The organism is Cryptosporangium minutisporangium (genome assembly GCF_039536245.1).
GTDB classification, from domain to species: domain Bacteria; phylum Actinomycetota; class Actinomycetes; order Mycobacteriales; family Cryptosporangiaceae; genus Cryptosporangium; species Cryptosporangium minutisporangium.
Window position 1 is genome coordinate 91,989 of sequence record NZ_BAAAYN010000048.1, and the last position, 17,001, is coordinate 108,989.

A 17,001-nucleotide genomic window follows, 5' to 3' on the forward strand; every position below is an offset into this window, starting at 1 on the left:
GAGAGTGACGGTCACGACCACCGTGCACGTAATCCGCCACGGCGAGGTGTACAACCCCGGCGGCATCCTCTACGGACGCCTGCCCGGTTACAAGCTGTCGCCACTCGGCGAGCAGATGGCCAAGATGGCCGCCCAGCATCTGGCCGGTCGTGACATCACCCATCTGGTCACCAGCCCGATGGAGCGAGCGCAGCAGACGATGGAGCCGTTCAGCGAGCAGTTCGGCGTCGAGCCGGTGGTCGACGAGCGGCTGATCGAGGCGACGAACCTGTTCGAGGGCAAGCCGTTCGGCCCTGGTGACGGTCTCTGGCGGCATCGCAAGTACTGGCACTACCTGCGCAACCCCTTTCGTCCGTCGTGGGGCGAGCCCTACGCTGACCAGGCGAAGCGCATGTTCGCCGCGGTGAAGGACGCCCGGGACGTTGCTGCGGGGCACGAGGCCGTCTGCATCTCCCACCAGTCGCCGATCGTCATCCTCCGCCGCTACCTGGAGAAGAAGACGCTCTGGCACGACCCCCGTCGCCGGCAGTGTTCGCTGGCCAGCGTCACGTCGGTGAAGTTCGAGGACGACGAGGTCGTCGGTGTGGAGTACGCCGACCCGGCCGCCGCCCTGATCGCCCAGTCGAAGACCGCGCAAACCGAGCGAGGCGCTTGAGAAGATGTCTCCCCTCTCCTCCTGGATCCGCCGCGGAGCGGCGGCCGCCTGCCTGATCGCCGTCGGAGCCTGCTCGACGGGCGCTGATGCCGTGGACCAGGAATCGGGGGGTAGCCAGCGGTTCGTCGCTGGGTCGGGGGCGTCGACGGTCTATGCAGTGGACGATCGGGCGTCCGCGCCGGACATCTCCGGCGAACTGCTGGACGGCGAGCAGTTCCGGCTCAGCGAGGCGCGCGGCGACGTCGTCGTATTGAACTTCTGGGGTTCCTGGTGCGCGCCGTGCCGGGCCGAGGCCGACGACCTGGAGCGCGTGTACACCGCGACGAAGGCGAGTGGCGTCCGGTTCGTCGGCGTGAACGTCAAGGACACCCGGTCGCGCGCCGCGGCGTTCGACGTCAACTTCAAGATCACTTACCCGAGCCTGTTCGACCAGGCCGGCCGGGTGGCGTTGCAGCTGAAGGCCGCGCCCCCGAACGCGATCCCGGCCACGATCGTCATCGACCGCGAGGGCCGGATCGCCGCGGTGTTCCGCAAAGGCCTGCTCGACGACGAACTGCAGCCGGTCGTCGGGCGGATCGCGGCGGAGAAGCCGTGAGCGTCGCCGACCTCGTCACCGACGGGCCGCTGGTCGCAGCGGCAGGCGTCAGCGCGCTCGCCGGGCTGGTCAGCTTCCTCTCGCCGTGCGTCCTGCCGCTGGTGCCCGGTTACGTCTCGTACGTCACCGGAATCGCCGGCGCCGATCTGGACGCCGCGCTGGGGAGCGACCCGTCGGGCCGCCCCGTCGCGGCGGAGGCGCCCGCGGCGGAGGCTCCCGCGGGGGAGACCGCCGGGGCAGCCGGCACGGCCGCCGTGGCCGGCGGAGCCGTCGCCACCGCCACCCGGGTCGGCATCCGACCGGACCGCCGTCGCTGGACCCGTGGCCGGGTGCGGGGACGGGTACTGGCCGGCAGCGTGCTGTTCGTCGCGGGGTTCAGTGCGGTGTTCACTCTGCTGGCGTTCGCGACCGGAGGGATCGGCGGCTTCCTGCTCGAGCACGAGGCCACGTTGCAACGGGTCGTCGGCGCGCTGGTCGTCGTCTTCGGACTCGGTTACCTCGGCGTCCTGCCCGGCCTGCAGCGCGAGGCACGCGTGCGGTGGCTCCCGGCCTCGGGGCTGGCCGGCGCCCCGCTGCTCGGCGCGGTGTTCGGCCTCGGCTGGATCCCGTGCGTCGGTCCGACGCTCGGCGCGGTGCTCGGCTTGGCGGCCGTCCAGGGCGGTGCCGGGCGCGGTGCGCTGCTGGCCCTCGCGTACTGCGCCGGGCTGGGCGTTCCGTTCGTCCTCTTCGGCCTCGGATTCCGGCGGCTGCTGGGCGGGTTCGCGGCGGTCCGCCGGAACAGCCGCTGGGTGGTCCGGATCGGCGGGGTGCTGCTCGTCGCGGTAGGCGCCGCCCTGATGCTCGGGGTCTGGGACGACCTGGTGATCTGGATCCGCAGCGTCTACGGCGTCGGCGAGGTGGCGCTCTGATGGCCACCGTCACGCCCTCCGACGAGCAGGCAGCCGTCACCGGTCTCGCCACCGCACCGCAGGACGCCACCGCACCCGAGGACCGACGGCCCGGCCCCGGCAAGCTCAGCGGGTTCACCGCCGCGCCGCGCCGCTGGTGGCGACAGCTCACCAGCATGCGGACCGCGCTGGTGCTGCTCTTCCTCCTGGCGCTGGCCGCGGTGCCGGGCAGTACGTTCCCGCAGCGGTCGCTGAACCAGGCGAAGGTCGACGAGTACTTCACCGAACACCCGAAGCTGGCGCCGTTCCTCGACAAGCTGTCGGCGTTCGACGTCTTCGCGGCACCCTGGTTCGCTGCGATCTACCTGCTGCTGTTCATCTCGCTGGTCGGCTGCTTGGTGCCGCGGATCCGGGTGCACACCCGCGCGCTGGTCAAGCGGCCGCCCGCGGTACCCCGGAACCTGCAGCGGCTGCCGCTCTCGTCCTCCACCCCCGTGGCCGGCGACCCGTCCGCAATCGCGAACACCGCCCGGGGCGTGCTGCGGCGCGCACGTTGGCGAACGGCGGTGCACACCGAGGCGTCGGGTGCGGTCACGATCAGCGCGGAGAAGGGCTACCTCCGCGAGACCGGAAACCTCGCGTTCCACCTCGCGCTGGTGGCGCTGCTGGTCGGCGTCGCGTCCGGCTCGCTGTGGGGCTGGCGGGCCAGCGTGCTGGTGGTCGAGGGCAACGCGTTCTGCGACACCGTCCAGGCCTACGACTCGTTCACCCCGGGCACCCGGATGCGGGACGCGGCCCTGCCGTCCTTCTGCGTCCAGCTGGACGACTTCCAGGGCACCTACCTCGCCAACGGCCAGCCCGAGGACTTCCTCGCCAAGGTGAAGTACGTCCAGGGCGACCGGGCGTTCACCCAGGACCCGGACACCGCCTACGACCTGAAGGTCAACCACCCGCTCCGGCTGGACGGGGCCAACGTCTACCTGATCAACCACGGGTACGCGCCGGTGCTGAAGTACACCGATCGGTACGGCACCGTGTTCGAGGAGGCCCCGGCGTTCCTGCCGCAGGACTCCCAGCTCACCAGCGAGGGTGCGTTCGTCCTCCCCGACGCCAACCAGGACCCGAAGTCGACTGCCCGTGCCGCGGACGTCGAGATGGCGTTCACCGGGTTCTTCCTGCCGACCGCACCGCCGTCCGGCCCGCCGATCCAGTCGGTGCGCCCGGAGCCGGACGACCCGGCGGTCACGCTGGTCGGATACCGCGGTGACACCGGTCTGAACTCCGGCATCCCGCGCTCGGTGTACTCGATCGACCAGAATCAGGTCGACAGCGGCGCGCTCAAGTCGGTCGGCTCGAAGAAGCTCTCGGTCGGCGAGGTGTGGACGCTCGACGACGGCTCGTCGCTCCAGTTCGTCGGCTACCGCGAGTTCATGACCGTCCAGGTGGGTTACGACCCCGGCGACATGGTCGTGTTGATCGCCGCCGGGTTCATGTTGGTCGGCCTGATCACGTCGCTCACCGTCCGGCGTCGCCGGATCTTCGTCCGGGTGACGCCCGGCGAGCTCACGGTCGGCGGTCTGGCGCGTACCGATCCGGACCGGTACGCCGAGGAGTTCCGGCAGATCGTCGAGAAGCTCACCGCGGACGCCGCTCCGCCCGCAGACCCGAAACAGTCCGAGCTCATCGGGAAAGAAGGATCGTGATGACGGACGCCCAACTCGCCGATCTCTCGAACACGTTGCTCATCGTCGCGATCGTGGCGTACACGGTTGCGATGCTCGGCTACGCCATCGAGTACGCGTTCGGACGCAAGGGCGTGGTGGCGGCCCGTGCGGCGGCCCCGGCCCCGCGCCAGCGTGTGCTGGTCGGCGTGGGCGGTCCGGAGGAGGACGCTCCGGTGTCCCCGGCCGGGCCGGTCACGCCGCCCGCGGAGCCCGCGCCGACCGGCGGCCGGGCCGCCTGGTTCGGTCGGTTCGGCGTGGTCGCCGCGGTGATCGGTGCGCTCGCCCAGATCGGCTGCCTGACCGCCCGTGGTTTCGCGGCCGACCGGGTGCCGTGGGGCAACATGTACGAGTTCGTCTCGGTGGCTTGCGCGGTCGGGACGATCACCTGGCTGGTGGTCTCGGCCCGTCGTCCGGTGCGCTACCTGGGCATGTTCGTGATGCTGCCGGTGGTTCTGCTGCTCGGGCTGGCCGGAACCGTGCTCTACGTCGAGGCCGGCCCGTTGATGCCGGCGCTGAACTCGTACTGGCTCTGGATCCATGTCTCCACCGCGTCGATCTCGGTCGGGATCTACCTGATCGGTGGCGTGATGTCGGTGCTCTACCTGCTGCGCGAGGGGTACGACCAGCGGGTGGCGGCCGGGCGTCCGGCGAACGCCCCGGGCTTCCCGTACGGCGTCGGGCGGCACCTGCCCGCCGCGGCGGGGCTGGAGCGGCTGACCTTCCGGCTGCACGCGTTCGGGTTCCCGATCTGGACGTTCGCGATCATCTGCGGAGCGATCTGGGCCGAGGCGGCGTGGAGCCGGTACTGGGGCTGGGACCCGAAGGAGACCTGGGCGTTCATCTCGTGGGTCGTGTACGCGGCGTACCTGCACGCGCGGGCCACGACCGGATGGCGCGGACGCCGGGCGGCCGCGATCGCGGTGCTCGGCTTTGCCACGATGATGATCAACCTCTACGTCATCAACTTCGCCGTCTCCGGACTCCACTCGTATTCAGGGCTGTGACCCTGGACGGGCTCCGCGTGAGAACACGCGCCTGGCGGCGCTTCAAGTGCGTACTGCGTTGGGGGACGCTGTGGGGCGCGCCACTTCAGGGGTTGGCGCGACCTTAAGTTTGGGGTGCGGGATCAGCGCTCGGCGGTGTCGGCGCCGGTGTTGGCGGCTGATCGTCCGTTCGGGTGGGTTCTTCGCGCCGCCGGTACGCCAGCGCGGCCTCGTAGTCGTCCCCACGGAGCCAGCCGACGACGATCACGTCTTCGTGCTCGGTCTGCTGCGGCATCGTTTTGTCCCCCTCAGTCCACTCTTTGTTTCCGACAAATTACTACAAATGGACTTCTTGGGACGTTAAGCAGCCTGCGGCACTCCTACCTCACGAGTTACCGGCCGGTTATCGTCCGTTGATCTGTCCATAGTGGTCAGACCCATCCACCATTCGGCCGAGGTGTCGGTGAAACCGCATTAAGACGCACTTAAGAAGACGTTCCGGAGTGGACTAACTACGTGTTGTCGTAGTCTGCTGGACGTTCGCCCAGATTCCCGCGCGAGGCTGGACCAGCCCGTCACAGATGCCTTACCGTGACCCACGACTTCCCGAGCGTCCGCCGTTCACCAGGATGGCGTCGGGCAGTTGCCGCCGAATCGCTGCGTCACGTATGAGCCGGGGATCCGAGATCTCGGGGTGAATCCGCCTTTACGGGCGGTAGGGCAGCTCCCGCCCGAACCCGTCAGCTAACCCGGTAGGCGGCCTTAGGGGGAGTGAGGAGTGCTGCACTAGTGAGATCCGTTCGGACTCACGCCCGTCGTCCCATCGTCCTGGTTAGCGTCCTCGCTGCGATTCTGAGCTTGGTGCTGTTACCCGGAGGCGGCGCCAGTGCGGCTCCGTCACTCTCCGAGGCCGAGAAGCAACTCGACTCCCTCGGCGTGAAGATGGACCGGGTCAACGAGCAGATGAACAGCGCCAAGGTCCAGCTGAAGCGGGTCCAGGCGCAGCAGGCCGGGCTGAACCGTCAGCTCGCCGCCTCGCAGGCGAAACTCGACGCCTCCCAGGCGGAGGTCGGCAAGATCGCTGCGGCGGCTTATCGCGACGGCGGCATGCGGCTCTCCTCGTCGCTCCTCAACAACGGCTCGCCGACGAACTACCTCGACCAGCTGGCCGCGGTGGAGTGGCTGTCCGCCCAGCAGCGCGACACGATCAAGCAGGCGAAGGCGTACCAGGCGAAGTACGACGACACCAAGAAGCGGGTCGACCTCCAGGTCCGGAGCGCGGAGCGGCTGAAGAAGCAGCTCGACTCCCAGCAGAAGCTGATCAAGAAGGACCGGGACAAGTGGGAGCAGATCCGCCGGACGGCGTACGCCAAGAAGTACGGCAGCGCGCCCGCGACCGTCACGTACAACGGTCAGGCCAGCGGTAACGCCGCGACCGTCGTGCAGTTCGCGATGGCGCAGCAGGGTGAGCCCTACGTGTTCGGTGGCTCCGGCCCCGGCTCCTGGGACTGCTCGGGCCTCACGATGATGGCCTGGAAGCAGGTCGGTGTGTCGCTGCCGCACTCGTCGCGGCAGCAGTACAACTCGATCCGGCACGTCTCGCGGGGCGACCTGCAGCCGGGCGACATCGTGTTCTTCTACAGCGACCTGCACCACTCCGCGATCTACATCGGTAACAACCAGGTGGTGCACGCGCCCACCGAGGGACAGTCGGTCCAGGTGGAGAGCGTCAACAACATGCCGTACGCGGGCGCCGGCCGCCCGTAACGCCGTGCTCGCCGAGCCCCGACCCGTACTGCGGGTCGGGGCTCGTGCCTTTGCGGCGCCGTGGGCCGAGGCTCTGTGCGGCGGGCAACTGCCGGGGCGCTCGCGGGCCCAGGAATACTGGGGCCATGGCCCACACCGACCTTCGCGAGTTCCTGAAGCGGCTGGAGAAGGCCGGTGAGCTCAAGCGGATCACCGCGCCGGTCGATCCGACGCTGGAGATCAGCGAGATCACCCAGCGGGTGGTGCGGGCCGGTGGGCCTGCCCTGCTGTTCGAGAACCCGACGCGCGGCGAGATGCCGATCGTGATCAACCTGTTCGGCACCGAGCGCCGGATGGCGATGGCGCTGGGGGTCGATTCGCTGGACGAGATCGGGCAGCGCATCGGCGCCATGCTCAAGCCCGAACTGCCGCAGGGCTTCAGCGGCTTCCGTGAAGCGCTGGGCAAGGTCACCCAGCTGAAGAACGTCCCCCCGAAGAAGGTCAAGTCCGCGCCCTGCCAGGAGGTCGTCTACAAGGGCGACGAAGTCGACCTGAACAAGCTCCCCGGGCTGCAGATCTGGCCCGGCGACGGCGGGATCTACCACAACCTGGGCTTGACCCACACGAAGCACCCGGAGACCGGCGCCCGCAACCTCGGGCTCTACCGCCTCCAGCAGCACAGCCACAACACGCTCGGCATGCACTGGCAGATCCACAAAGACTCGACCGCGCACCACGCGGTCGCCGAGCGCCTCGGCCAGCGGCTGCCGGTCGCGATCGCGTTCGGCTGTGACCCGGCCGTCTCCTACGCCTCCACCGCGCCGCTGCCCGGTGACATCGACGAGTACCTCTTCGCCGGCTTCCTGCGCGGCGAGCGGGTCGAGATGGTGGACTGCCTCACCGTGCCGCTGCAGGTGCCCGCGCACGCCCAGGTCGTGCTGGAGGGTTACCTCGAGCCCGGTGAGCGCGCGCCCGAGGGGCCGTTCGGCGACCACACCGGGTTCTACACACCGGTCGAGGACTTCCCGGTGCTGCACGTCGAGTGCATGACGACGCAGCGCACGCCGATCTACCAGTCGATCATCACCAGCCAGCCGCCCCAGGAAGACGGCCCGATCGGCAAGGCCACCGAGCGCATCTTCCTGCCGCTGATCAAGCTTCTGATCCCCGACATCGTCGACTACGACCTGCCGGAAGCCGGCGTGTTCCACAACTGCTGCATCGTCTCGATCGACAAGCGCTTCCCGAAGCACGCGATGAAGGTCATGAACGCGGTGTGGGGCGCCGGGCTGCTCTCGCTGTGCAAGCTGGTCGTGGTCGTCGACGCCGATTGCGACGTCCACGATTACCGGGAGGTCGCGTTCCGCGCGTTCGGCAACGTCGACTACGCCCACGACGTGTTGCTCACCACTGGGCCGGTCGACCATCTCGATCACGCCTCCTACCAGCAGTTCTGGGGTGGCAAGCTGGGAGTGGACGCCACCCGCAAGCTGCCCGGAGAGGGCTATCACCGCGGCTGGCCGGAGGAGATGCGGATGAGCCCCGAGGTAGTCGCCACCGTCGACCAGCGTTGGCGGGAGTACGGCCTGTGACGAGCGCGGTCGAGGCGCCGAACAAGGTGAAGGCGTTCCTCCGGCTGGTCATGATCGAACACTCGGTGTTCGCGCTGCCGTTCGCCTACGTCGCCGCGCTCACCGCGATGCGGTCCGAAGGGCCGAACGTCCAGTGGGTGACGCTGCTGGTGATCACGGTGGCGATGGTGGCCGCCCGCACGGTGGCGATGGCCGCGAATCGCATCATCGACCGCCGGATCGACGCGCAGAATCCGCGCACGGCCCAGCGGGAGTTGGTCACCGGCGCTCTCTCGGTGCGCTCGGCCTGGGTCGGGCTCGGCGTGGCGCTGGTGGTGTTCCTGGCGTCCGCGGCGTGGCTCGGCTGGTTCTGCCTCGTGCTCTCACCGATCGCGCTGTTCTTCCTGACGATCTACTCCTACGCGAAGCGCTTCACCGACTACCCGCAGGCGTTCCTCGGTTTGGCGCAGGCGATCGCACCGCTGGGCGCCTGGATCGGCGTCACCGGTGAGTGGTCCTGGTCGGCGTTCGTGCTCGGGTTGGCGGTGGGCACCTGGATCGGCGGGTTCGATCTGATCTACGCCTGCCAGGACGTCGAGGTGGACCGCCGGATCGGTGTCCGGAGCGTGCCGGTGCGGTTCGGCATCGCTGCGTCCCTGCACGCCTCAACCGTGGTGCACGTGGTCACGGTGGCGCTCTACGCGTGGTTCGGTGCGTTGACCGGGTACGGCTGGCTCTGGTGGACCGGGCTGGTGATCACCGCGCTGGTGCTGGCGTACGAACACACGATCGTCCGCCCGAACGACCTATCCCGCGTCAACCGCGCGTTTTTCACCGCCAACGGCGTCATCGGCATCGTGTTGTTCTTGTTCGCGCTGGCCGACCTGGTCGTCCTGCAGGAGCTCCGGTGGTGAGACTCCCCTGGGTGGTGGGGGTCTCCGGCGCGAGCGGAACGCCGTACGCGCAGGCGGTGCTCTGCGGGCTCCTGGACGCCGGGGAGCCGGTCGATCTCATCGTCTCGCGCGCGGCCAGACTCACGTTGCTCGACGAGGTGGGCCGCACCATCCGGGACGCGCACTGGTCGGACGACGTCGCGGCCTGGCTCGGACGCGACGTGTCAGAAGTCCGCTACTGGTCGGCCGGTGATCTCGCGGCGGGACCGAGCAGCGGGTCGTATCCCGTGCGCGGGATGGTGGTGGTGCCGGCCAGCACGGCGGCCGTCGCCGGCATCGCGCTCGGGCTCTCGAAGGATCTGTTGCAGCGGGCCGCGGATGTGAACCTGAAAGAACGGCGACCCGTGGTCGTGGTGCCCCGGGAAACCCCGCTGTCCCGGGGGCACCTCGTCCACCTGCTGGCGCTTCACGACGCCGGAGCGGTGGTGCTGCCGGCCAGCCCCGGCTTCTATGCCGGTACTTCGACGGTGCAGGAGCTGGTCGACTTCGTCGCGGGCAAGGTGCTCGACAGTCTCGGGGTCGACCACACCCTGTTCACCCGATGGCGCGGTGAATTGGGCGCAGCCAGGTCGTTGGGGGAACACGCGGGTATCGGCCGCGTCGGCTCCGCACCGGCCGACTGAGCCTTCTAGTGCCCGGCTGCCCTGCGCTCCTCGAGCTCGACATCCGGGTCGCCCGAAGCTAGCAGCGCGCGAACCTCGGATTCCCGGAACCGACGGTGACCCCCAGGGGTACGGATGCTGCTGATTCGCCCGGCCGCCGCCCACCTCGTAACGGTCTTCGGGTCCACCCGGAAAAGCGCCGCAACCTCACCAGGGGTGAGTAGACGCTCGCCAACCTCCACTTTCGCCTCTCTTCTTCGCCGGTGCGAAATCGCACGATGATGCGCCCTACGGCGCGGCGTTATTGGTTCGCGAGTCATTCAAGCACTGCGGGTACGGTTGCAGACCGGAAACGGCAAAACTTATCGATCGGGATCCGATGGACGATGCGTCACCGATTGTGTGGGCGAACCGTGATTCGCCAGGTAGGAAGCGTCTGTCTACCTACGATGACCTGCGACTACGGAGATTTGGACGGCTCGACCCGCAGTGCATGGAAGACGCGTCGGGCCGCTCTCTCAATCGCTTGACCAGCGATGTGTCTGTGGTCACGAATTGTCGAGCCCTGATCAACGAGTACGCAACGGTCCGCAACGAACGGGTTCGTACCGCGGACCGTTGCACTTCCTCGCGACAACCTCAGTGCTTTCCCTCGGTATCTCGGTTTGTGACCTGCGGTTCTGTGGTGGATGACCGACGTGTCCCCGGAACCGTACGGATCAAGGGGGTCAACGTTCGCCGCCTGGGCGGCTTACGATGCGCAGGGCCGGTGCCGGAGCGGTCCGAGTCGGTGCAGTAGCCGCTACCACCGGGGAGGAACCCGTGGACGAGATCGACCGGCGGTTGCTGGACACGCTGCGGAGCAGCGGTCGCGAGACGTACGCCGAGTTGGCGCGCCGGGTGGGGCTGTCTGCGCCGGCCGTGCACGATCGCGTCGGCAAGCTCGAAGCCTCCGGTGTCATCACCGGTTATCACGCCGCTGTCGACACGACGGCGATCGGTTTGGGCGTCACCGCGCTCATCGGTGTGCTCCAGGCCGAGAGCTCCGAACAGGACGAAATCGCCGACGCGCTGCACCGACTGCCGGAAGTGGAGTCGTGTTGGTTCGTCGCTGGTGAAGAGTCGTTCTTGCTGCTGGTGCGGGTGCCGGACGTCGCGGCGCTGGAGCACACGATCGGTCGGCTGAACCGGATCAACGGAGTCGCACGCACACGTACGACCGTTGTCCTCTCAACCAAATGGGAGGGGCGCGCGCGCCCGCTCGACGAACCGAGGTAAACGTTGGCACGCGAGCCGTCCGGATAAAAACAAGAGGGTTCCTCGTAATCCGCGGTCTCGCTTGGTGAGACGTTGTTTCGGTGGCCAACGAAATGCAGATTGGATCCGCGCGCTCACGCTTATTAGGACCAGGGCTGCGTGCGACGGTTCTCGGTAGCGACAATTTACCGCGGCTCTGCGTCGATTACGCTCGTCGGTTTCGGAATCGCAGAGTGAATGTCGCGTGCCCGTTTGCGTGGAGAAGCGTTACCGTCGATACCGAGAGTGGTTGGCCGATAGGGGGAACGGTCGGCGAGCCGACGTCGAACGGGGTTCCGGATTCGCCGGGTCGGGGGATGGTCGAAAGGTCGGCCGCGTTTTCTGGATCGAATTAGCATCCGTCTAAAAGCGGATAAAGCAACCCTGGTTGCGGGTCGCGGCTCCTGCTCGGCGGGGGCAGCCCTGAGGATCTGCGCAGGTCGGCTGGCTATCGTGGCGCTCATGAGTGCCATCCCGACCACATCCCCCGCATTGGTGACGCTGAGCGACATTCAGGCAGCAGCCGTCCGGATTCGGGACTTGGTGGTGCGCACGCCCTTGCTCCCGTGCGCCTGGGCGGAGGACGGACGCCCGCTCTGGCTCAAGCCCGAGAGCCTGCAGGCAACCGGAGCGTTCAAGCTCCGCGGCGCGAGCAACGCCCTGGCGCAGCTGGACGCCGAGCAGCGCGCCCGGGGCGTGGTCGCGCAGTCGAGCGGTAACCACGCGCAGGCCGTCGCGTACGCCGCCCAGCGGCTCGGCGTCCGGGCCACGATCGTCATGCCGGACACGACACCGGCCGTGAAGCTCGAGGCGACCCGCGGGTTCGGCGCGGAGGTCGTGATCGTTCCTCCGGCCGAGCGGGACATCCGCCCGCACGAACTCGTCGCCGAGCACGGCTACGGCCACATCCCGCCCTACGACGACGCCCGGATCATCGCCGGCCAGGGCACGGCCGGGCTGGAGATCGCCGAGGACCTGCTGGCCTCTGCGGGGGCGGGCCTCGGTGAGGCCGCAGGGGCTCCGGACGCGGCGTCGGATCTCGTCCTGGTGCCGGTCAGCGGCGGCGGGCTGATCTCCGGCGTCGCGACGGCGATCAAAGCGCTCTCCCCGGACACGCGGGTGATCGCGGTGGAACCCGAACTCGCCGCCGACGCCGCGGAGAGCTTCCGCACCGGCGAGCGCGTCACCTGGACGCCGGAGCAGACGTACCGGACCATCGCCGACGGCCTGCGGACGACGTCGCTCGGGGTACTGCCGTTCGAGCACTTCCGGCGCTACGTCGACGGCGTCGTCACCGTGTCGGAGGACGAGATCGCCGAAGCCGTCCGCGTGCTCGGTCGCAAGTCGCGGCTGGTCGCCGAGCCGTCGGGGGCGGTGACGACCGCGGCCTACCTGTTCCACGCGGCCGAGCTGCCCGCCGCGTCGCGGACCGTGGCCGTGGTGTCCGGCGGCAACGTCGACCCGGCGAAGTACCGCGAGTACTACGGATGACCAAGGCCCGAGCGTGGGCCGACGAGGCGGTTCGGCGGGTCGAGGCGGACGCCAACCGGTCCGCCGACACCCACCTCCTGACGTTCCCGCTGCCCGACGGTTACGCCGAGGCCGGCCTCGACCTGTACGTCAAGGACGAGTCGACCCACCCGACCGGTTCGCTGAAGCACCGGCTCGCCCGCTCGCTCTTCCTCTACGCGCTCTGCAACGGCTGGATCCAGGAGGGCACGACGGTCGTCGAGGCCTCCTCCGGTTCGACGGCGGTGAGCGAGGCCTACTTCGCCCGGATGCTCGGGCTGCCGTTCGTCGCGGTGATGCCGAGGACCACCAGCGCGGAGAAGGTCGCACTGATCGAGTTCCAAGGCGGTCGGTGTCATCTCGTCGACGACCCTCGTGCCGTGTACGCGGAGTCCCACCGCCTGGCCGACGAGCTCGGCGGCCACTTCATGGACCAGTTCACGTACGCCGAACGGGCCACCGACTGGCGGGGCAACAACAACATCGCCGAGTCGATCTTCGGCCAGCTCGCCGCCGAACGGCACCCGGTACCCGCGTGGATCGTGGTGGGCGCCGGAACCGGCGGCACCAGCGCGACGATCGGCCGGTACCTCCGCTACCGGCGGCACCCGACCCAGCTCTGCGTCGTCGACCCGGAGAACTCCGCTTTCCTGCCCGCGTGGTCGGCCGCCGACCCGAACGTGACCACCGCACGGGGGTCCCGGATCGAGGGCATCGGCCGCCAGCGCGTCGAACCCAGCTTCGTGGGTGGCGTCGTCGATCGGATGATCGGTGTCCCGGACGCTGCGTCGATCGCAGCCGCCCGGTACGCCACGCAGCGGCTGGGCCGTCTGGTCGGCGGCTCGACCGGCACGAACCTGTGGGGCGTCTTCGAGCTGCTCGCCGAGCTCCGCGCCTCCGGCGGCGCCGCGGGCGCCAGCGTCGTCACGCTGCTGTGCGACGGCGGCGAGCGTTACGCCCACACCTACTACGACGACGACTGGCTGCGGGCCGCCGGCCTCGACCTCGCGCCCTACACCGAGACGCTGGCCCGATTCGACGCGACCGGGGAGTGGGTACCGGAGCGGTAACCCTGGGGTCAGGGCCCGGTGACCCTGGGATGCGGGGGAAACGCTGGCATTCGCACGGAGCGCAAGGCAGCATTGGCTGCTGGCGGGGCGACTGCCGGAGGTATCGGGGAAGACGTTGAGCAGAAACGAGCCGGGCTACGGTGGGCCGGGTCCGCCCGGTGCGGCGTCGAGCCGTCCTGCCGACAAAGCGGCCTGCCTGGTCGCCCGGCAGCCGTTGGTCCTCGTCGTCGGGCCGTCCGGCGCGGGGCGGAGTGCGGCGATCACGATCCTCGCTGGTCCCGCCGCCGGGGGAACGATGATCGACCTCGGCGCGCTGTGGATGGCTGTCGACCCGCCAGGCGACCGGCCGCGCACCGTCCGTCTCAACGGAGCACCGTCGGCGGTCGGGCGGAAAGGCTGGGAAGCCATCGCCGGTGCGATCGGGGCGGTGGCCGCTCCGCCGGCGGTGGTCCTCGTCGACACGTTCCGCGGGTTGTCCGCGGCCCTGGGCGACGACGGCGCGGCCGAGACGGTCAGCGCGCTGGTGGCGCCCGGCCGGACGGTGGTCCTGGTGCTGGACGACCTGGTCGAGGCCGAGCAGTTCGGTGCGGTCGCGTTACGACACGGGGCCGTGGTGACCGTCGACGACCAGACGATCCGCGACGTCCGCTCGGTGGCCGACCTGGTGGGTGAGGGCGCCGCCGGGCCGGGGGCACCACCGCAGCGGCGCGCCTGGGCGGATGCCGCCGCCGAATTGGCGAGGCCGGTTCCGATCACACCGCCGGCGATCGGGACCGCTCCGGCGGCAGTGCCGGAACCCCGTGAGGCCGACGGCGGCAACGCGTCAAACGATCGGCGTCGGCGCTGGTGGCGACGGAGTGAGCCGGAGCCACCGGGCGCCTTGGGCGTGCCCCCGGTCGGGCCGCCGCCGCTGGGGCAGCCACCGTTGCCTCCGCCCGGTTCGGACGGGCAGCGGCCGGAGCCAGGGACCCTGCCGTTCGCGGCGCAGCCCGTCGAGGAGGTGCCCTCGGACCCCGCGGTCGGCGTCACCGTGGCCGTCACCGACACCACCGGCATGCGGATCGATCGCCCGTTGGCGCCGGGTGGGTACTACCTGATCCAGCTGACGATGAGATCCGCGCCCACTGACCCAGCGCCCGCTGACCCAGCGCCACCGGATCCCAGGCCCGACCCGGTCGGCGCGTGGGTGCAGGTGTCGGTCGTCGCGGAGACGGTCACGGTGCCGGTGGGTCCGCACGCGATGTTCGTGCCCCGGCACGGCGTTGCGTGGACCTGTCCGTGCGAGCCAGGCGGACCGCACACCTGCCTGCCCGAGGAGCGGTCCGAGCAGCTGGATCTGCCGTTCGTCGCCCCGCGGCGGCCGGACGTCTACCGGGTTCACCTGGCCGTCCGGCACCGCGCCACCGTGATCCACCAGACCCGGCTGGAGCTGCCGGTGATCGGCCCCGGCCACGACCTGCCGGTCTCGGCCGGTCCGAGCGCGACCGTGACCTACGAGGCTCCGGCCCTGCGACCCTCCGCCCCGCGCCCACCCAGCCGGTAGCGGACGTCAGACCCGCGGGCGATCCGTCGCCCGGGTCGCCAGCCCGGGATAGTCGGTGACGAAGCCGTCGGTGTCGACGGAGATCTGGACCCGGTAGTCGCCGGAGCGGAACCCGATCTGTCCGTCACCGGCCACCGCGTACCGCTGGGTATTGGCGATCACCGCGAGCGACGGCAGCTCGACGAACGCGACGTTCAGCTCGAATTCGCTGCCGACGGACTGCCGGAGCAGGTCGAGCCGACGGATCGGCAGCGTGTTGGTGAGCGGTGAGAACTCGAGGTCGATGTCGAGCGCGTCGGCGAACGTCTCCGGATACTCGGCTCCGGCGGGCGGCCCGGCCAGCGTGCCGGTCTCGCTCGCCCGTACCTTCCACGGATCACGGCCGGTCTGCCGTGCCAGCCGCAGGGAGCGGGACCAGCCGGCGCCCTCGGTCTGGATCTCCAGCGCGATCGTGGCCCACTGCGCGTCGGTGGCGAGGGTGTAGCGGGCGCTGTACGGCTCGGGGGCCGCGCCGAGCGCCCATCCGGCGGCGCGGAGACCGCGGTCCGTGTTCACAGCCGCCAGCTCTGCTCCGAAGCCCAACCGATTCCACGCCAGCTCCATGTGCGCGGCTCCTCTCGACCCGTCGCTGTCGGACGTGCACAACCCTGCCACGGTCGCGGCGCTTTCCTGTGGTGATCCACAGCGTCGTCCGGGCTCCGGGTTCGCGGTTCTGCCGCAGAGGCATCATGGCGTCATGGACCTCTGGGCGAACCTGGACGACTTGCGGCGGCGACAGAGCGAGAAGTGGCGGCACTACCCGGCGGACGTTCTCCCGGTGTTCGTCGCCGAGATGGATTCGACGCTCGCCGAGCCGGTCCGGGCCGCGCTCGCGTCCGCGTTGGACAACTCCGACACCGGCTACGCACATCCGGAAGGCTTGCCGGAGGCCTTCGCCGGCTTCGCCGGCCGACGCTGGGGATGGGACCCGCAACCGGCGACGATGACGCTCATGCCGGACGTCGCCCGGGCGGCGCGGACCGCGATAGAGCTGGTCAGCGAACCGGGTGACGCGGTAGTGATCAACCCGCCGGTGTATCCGCCGTTCTACGAGTGGCTGGAGATGACCGGACGGCGGCTGGTGTCCAACCCGCTCCGACCAGGCCCGGACGGATGGCGGCTGGACCTGGAAGGGCTCGAGGCAGCGTTCGCCGGCGGCGCCCGCGTCCATCTGCTGTGCAATCCGCAGAACCCGACCGGCACCGTCCACACCCGCGCCGAGCTCGACGCGGTCGCGGAACTCGCCGAGCGGTACGACGTGCGCGTCGTGTCCGACGAGATCCACGCGCCGCTGACGCTCGGCGACGCGCGTTTCACCCCGTTCCTGTCGCTGGATCGACCGGCGGCGCGGACCGGGTTCGCCGCGGTGTCGGCGTCGAAGGCGTGGAACCTCGCCGGGCTGAAGGCCGCGCTCCTCGTCGGTGGCGACGAGGTGGTGGGGGAGTTCCGGCGGATCCCGGAGGACGCGACGTCGTCCACCGGGCTCTTCGGCGTGGTGGCGTCGATCGCGGCGCTGAACGAGGGAGAGGCGTGGCTCGACGAGCTGCGGGCGGCGCTCGAGGTGAACCGGCGGTGGCTCGAGGAAGCGCTTGCGCCGCTGGGCATCGGCTACCGGCCGCCGGACGCGACGTTCCTCGCGTGGCTCGACTTCCGGGGCCTCGGACTCGGTGACGAGCCCGCTGCTGCGCTGCTCGACCGTGGACGGGTCGCGCTCTACCGCGGCCTCGACTTCGGTCCCGAGGGTGCCGGATTCGCGCGCTTCAACTTCGCGACTCGCCCCGAAGTCCTCGCGGAGGCGGTCGCCCGCATAGCGGCAGCCTTGTAACGC

The 17,001-nt window shown here is 69.8% G+C and carries 17 protein-coding genes and 1 riboswitch; of the genes, 14 read left to right on the forward strand and 3 right to left on the reverse strand.

The genetic code is table 11. The features are described from left to right. The first annotated feature begins 4 nt into the window (after positions 1–4). The 5 genes from ABEB28_RS34395 to ccsB are packed head-to-tail and all read left to right on the forward strand — an operon-like array spanning position 5 to position 4,865. On the forward strand, positions 5–655 hold the full coding sequence (locus ABEB28_RS34395; RefSeq protein ID WP_345732435.1) for a histidine phosphatase family protein: 651 nt from the start codon (positions 5–7) through the stop codon (positions 653–655). Between the two features lie 4 nt (positions 656–659). Next, entirely contained in the window at positions 660–1,250 is a 591-nt protein-coding gene (locus tag ABEB28_RS34400) for a TlpA family protein disulfide reductase (protein WP_345732436.1), read from the forward strand. Continuing rightward, positions 1,247–2,158: a cytochrome c biogenesis CcdA family protein gene (locus ABEB28_RS34405; protein ID WP_345732437.1), complete on the forward strand. Its 912-nt coding sequence runs from the start codon at positions 1,247–1,249 to the stop codon at positions 2,156–2,158. The genes ABEB28_RS34400 and ABEB28_RS34405 overlap by 4 nt, the downstream gene beginning before the upstream one ends. Further along, the gene (gene resB / locus ABEB28_RS34410; protein WP_345732438.1) at positions 2,158–3,840 is read left to right on the forward strand and encodes a cytochrome c biogenesis protein ResB; all 1,683 of its coding nucleotides are present in this window, start codon (positions 2,158–2,160) and stop codon (positions 3,838–3,840) included. Before ABEB28_RS34405 ends, resB begins: the two co-directional genes overlap by 1 nt. Then, the gene (ccsB, locus tag ABEB28_RS34415) at positions 3,840–4,865 is read left to right on the forward strand and encodes a c-type cytochrome biogenesis protein CcsB (RefSeq protein WP_345732439.1); all 1,026 of its coding nucleotides are present in this window, start codon (positions 3,840–3,842) and stop codon (positions 4,863–4,865) included. The genes resB and ccsB overlap by 1 nt, the downstream gene beginning before the upstream one ends. A 103-nt stretch (positions 4,866–4,968) precedes the next feature. On the opposite strand, the gene ABEB28_RS34420 is transcribed toward ccsB, so the two are convergent. Continuing rightward, positions 4,969–5,139, reverse strand: coding sequence for a hypothetical protein (locus ABEB28_RS34420; protein WP_345732440.1), 171 nt, complete (start codon positions 5,137–5,139; stop codon positions 4,969–4,971). Between the two features lie 342 nt (positions 5,140–5,481). Further along, positions 5,482–5,619: riboswitch (cyclic di-AMP (ydaO/yuaA leader) on the forward strand. An 86-nt stretch (positions 5,620–5,705) separates the two neighbouring features. Between ABEB28_RS34420 and ABEB28_RS34425 the strand changes: the two genes are divergently transcribed. The 4 genes from ABEB28_RS34425 (at position 5,706) to ABEB28_RS34440 (ending at position 9,737) form a co-directional block, all read left to right on the forward strand. After that, a complete protein-coding gene (locus ABEB28_RS34425; RefSeq protein ID WP_345732441.1) occupies positions 5,706–6,611 on the forward strand; it encodes a C40 family peptidase in 906 nt (301 codons plus the stop codon). Positions 6,612–6,736: 125 nt separating this feature from the next. Next, positions 6,737–8,182, forward strand: coding sequence for a menaquinone biosynthesis decarboxylase (locus ABEB28_RS34430; protein WP_345732442.1), 1,446 nt, complete (start codon positions 6,737–6,739; stop codon positions 8,180–8,182). Then, positions 8,179–9,075 (forward strand): menaquinone biosynthesis prenyltransferase MqnP, encoded by an 897-nt coding sequence (gene mqnP, locus ABEB28_RS34435; RefSeq protein ID WP_345732443.1) that lies wholly within the window; start codon positions 8,179–8,181, stop codon positions 9,073–9,075. Before ABEB28_RS34430 ends, mqnP begins: the two co-directional genes overlap by 4 nt. Next, a complete protein-coding gene (locus tag ABEB28_RS34440; protein ID WP_345732498.1) occupies positions 9,072–9,737 on the forward strand; it encodes a UbiX family flavin prenyltransferase in 666 nt (221 codons plus the stop codon). The genes mqnP and ABEB28_RS34440 overlap by 4 nt, the downstream gene beginning before the upstream one ends. Positions 9,738–9,742: 5 nt before the next feature. Here ABEB28_RS34440 and ABEB28_RS34445 read toward each other — a convergent pair whose 3' ends face one another. Continuing rightward, the gene (locus tag ABEB28_RS34445) at positions 9,743–9,958 is read right to left on the reverse strand and encodes a BldC family transcriptional regulator (RefSeq protein ID WP_142709843.1); all 216 of its coding nucleotides are present in this window, start codon (positions 9,956–9,958) and stop codon (positions 9,743–9,745) included. A gap of 580 nt (positions 9,959–10,538) precedes the next feature. On the opposite strand from ABEB28_RS34445, the gene ABEB28_RS34450 reads away from it, so the two are divergent. The 4 genes from ABEB28_RS34450 to ABEB28_RS34465 all read left to right on the forward strand — a co-directional run bounded on the left by ABEB28_RS34450 (position 10,539) and on the right by ABEB28_RS34465 (position 15,134). Next, positions 10,539–10,994: an Lrp/AsnC family transcriptional regulator gene (locus ABEB28_RS34450; protein WP_345732444.1), complete on the forward strand. Its 456-nt coding sequence runs from the start codon at positions 10,539–10,541 to the stop codon at positions 10,992–10,994. Positions 10,995–11,474: 480 nt separating this feature from the next. Next, positions 11,475–12,503 carry a threonine ammonia-lyase gene (locus ABEB28_RS34455; protein ID WP_345732445.1) on the forward strand — a complete coding sequence of 343 codons (1,029 nt, stop codon included), beginning with the start codon at positions 11,475–11,477 and terminating at the stop codon, positions 12,501–12,503. Then, a complete protein-coding gene (cds1, locus tag ABEB28_RS34460; RefSeq protein ID WP_345732446.1) occupies positions 12,500–13,591 on the forward strand; it encodes an L-cysteine desulfhydrase Cds1 in 1,092 nt (363 codons plus the stop codon). Before ABEB28_RS34455 ends, cds1 begins: the two co-directional genes overlap by 4 nt. 115 nt (positions 13,592–13,706) lie before the next feature. Beyond that, on the forward strand, positions 13,707–15,134 hold the full coding sequence (locus ABEB28_RS34465) for a P-loop NTPase family protein (protein WP_345732447.1): 1,428 nt from the start codon (positions 13,707–13,709) through the stop codon (positions 15,132–15,134). Between the two features lie 6 nt (positions 15,135–15,140). On the opposite strand, the gene ABEB28_RS34470 is transcribed toward ABEB28_RS34465, so the two are convergent. Further along, positions 15,141–15,737, reverse strand: coding sequence for a putative glycolipid-binding domain-containing protein (locus tag ABEB28_RS34470; protein WP_345732448.1), 597 nt, complete (start codon positions 15,735–15,737; stop codon positions 15,141–15,143). 133 nt (positions 15,738–15,870) lie between these two features. Between ABEB28_RS34470 and ABEB28_RS34475 the strand changes: the two genes are divergently transcribed. Next, positions 15,871–16,998, forward strand: coding sequence for a MalY/PatB family protein (locus ABEB28_RS34475; protein ID WP_345732449.1), 1,128 nt, complete (start codon positions 15,871–15,873; stop codon positions 16,996–16,998). Positions 16,999–17,001 lie beyond the last annotated feature (3 nt).

What these genes read in the sequence shown, in the direction of transcription:
- ccsB (WP_345732439.1), top strand. Translation starts at nt 3,840, where the DNA reads ATGACGGACGCCCAACTCGCCGATCTCTCGAACACGTTGCTCATCGTC.
- cds1 (WP_345732446.1), top strand. Translation starts at nt 12,500, where the DNA reads ATGACCAAGGCCCGAGCGTGGGCCGACGAGGCGGTTCGGCGGGTCGAG.
- ABEB28_RS34470 (WP_345732448.1), bottom strand. Translation starts at nt 15,737, where the DNA reads ATGGAGCTGGCGTGGAATCGGTTGGGCTTCGGAGCAGAGCTGGCGGCT.
- ABEB28_RS34400 (WP_345732436.1), top strand. Translation starts at nt 660, where the DNA reads ATGTCTCCCCTCTCCTCCTGGATCCGCCGCGGAGCGGCGGCCGCCTGC.
- ABEB28_RS34430 (WP_345732442.1), top strand. Translation starts at nt 6,737, where the DNA reads ATGGCCCACACCGACCTTCGCGAGTTCCTGAAGCGGCTGGAGAAGGCC.
- resB (WP_345732438.1), top strand. Translation starts at nt 2,158, where the DNA reads ATGGCCACCGTCACGCCCTCCGACGAGCAGGCAGCCGTCACCGGTCTC.
- ABEB28_RS34475 (WP_345732449.1), top strand. Translation starts at nt 15,871, where the DNA reads ATGGACCTCTGGGCGAACCTGGACGACTTGCGGCGGCGACAGAGCGAG.
- ABEB28_RS34455 (WP_345732445.1), top strand. Translation starts at nt 11,475, where the DNA reads ATGAGTGCCATCCCGACCACATCCCCCGCATTGGTGACGCTGAGCGAC.
- ABEB28_RS34420 (WP_345732440.1), bottom strand. Translation starts at nt 5,139, where the DNA reads ATGCCGCAGCAGACCGAGCACGAAGACGTGATCGTCGTCGGCTGGCTC.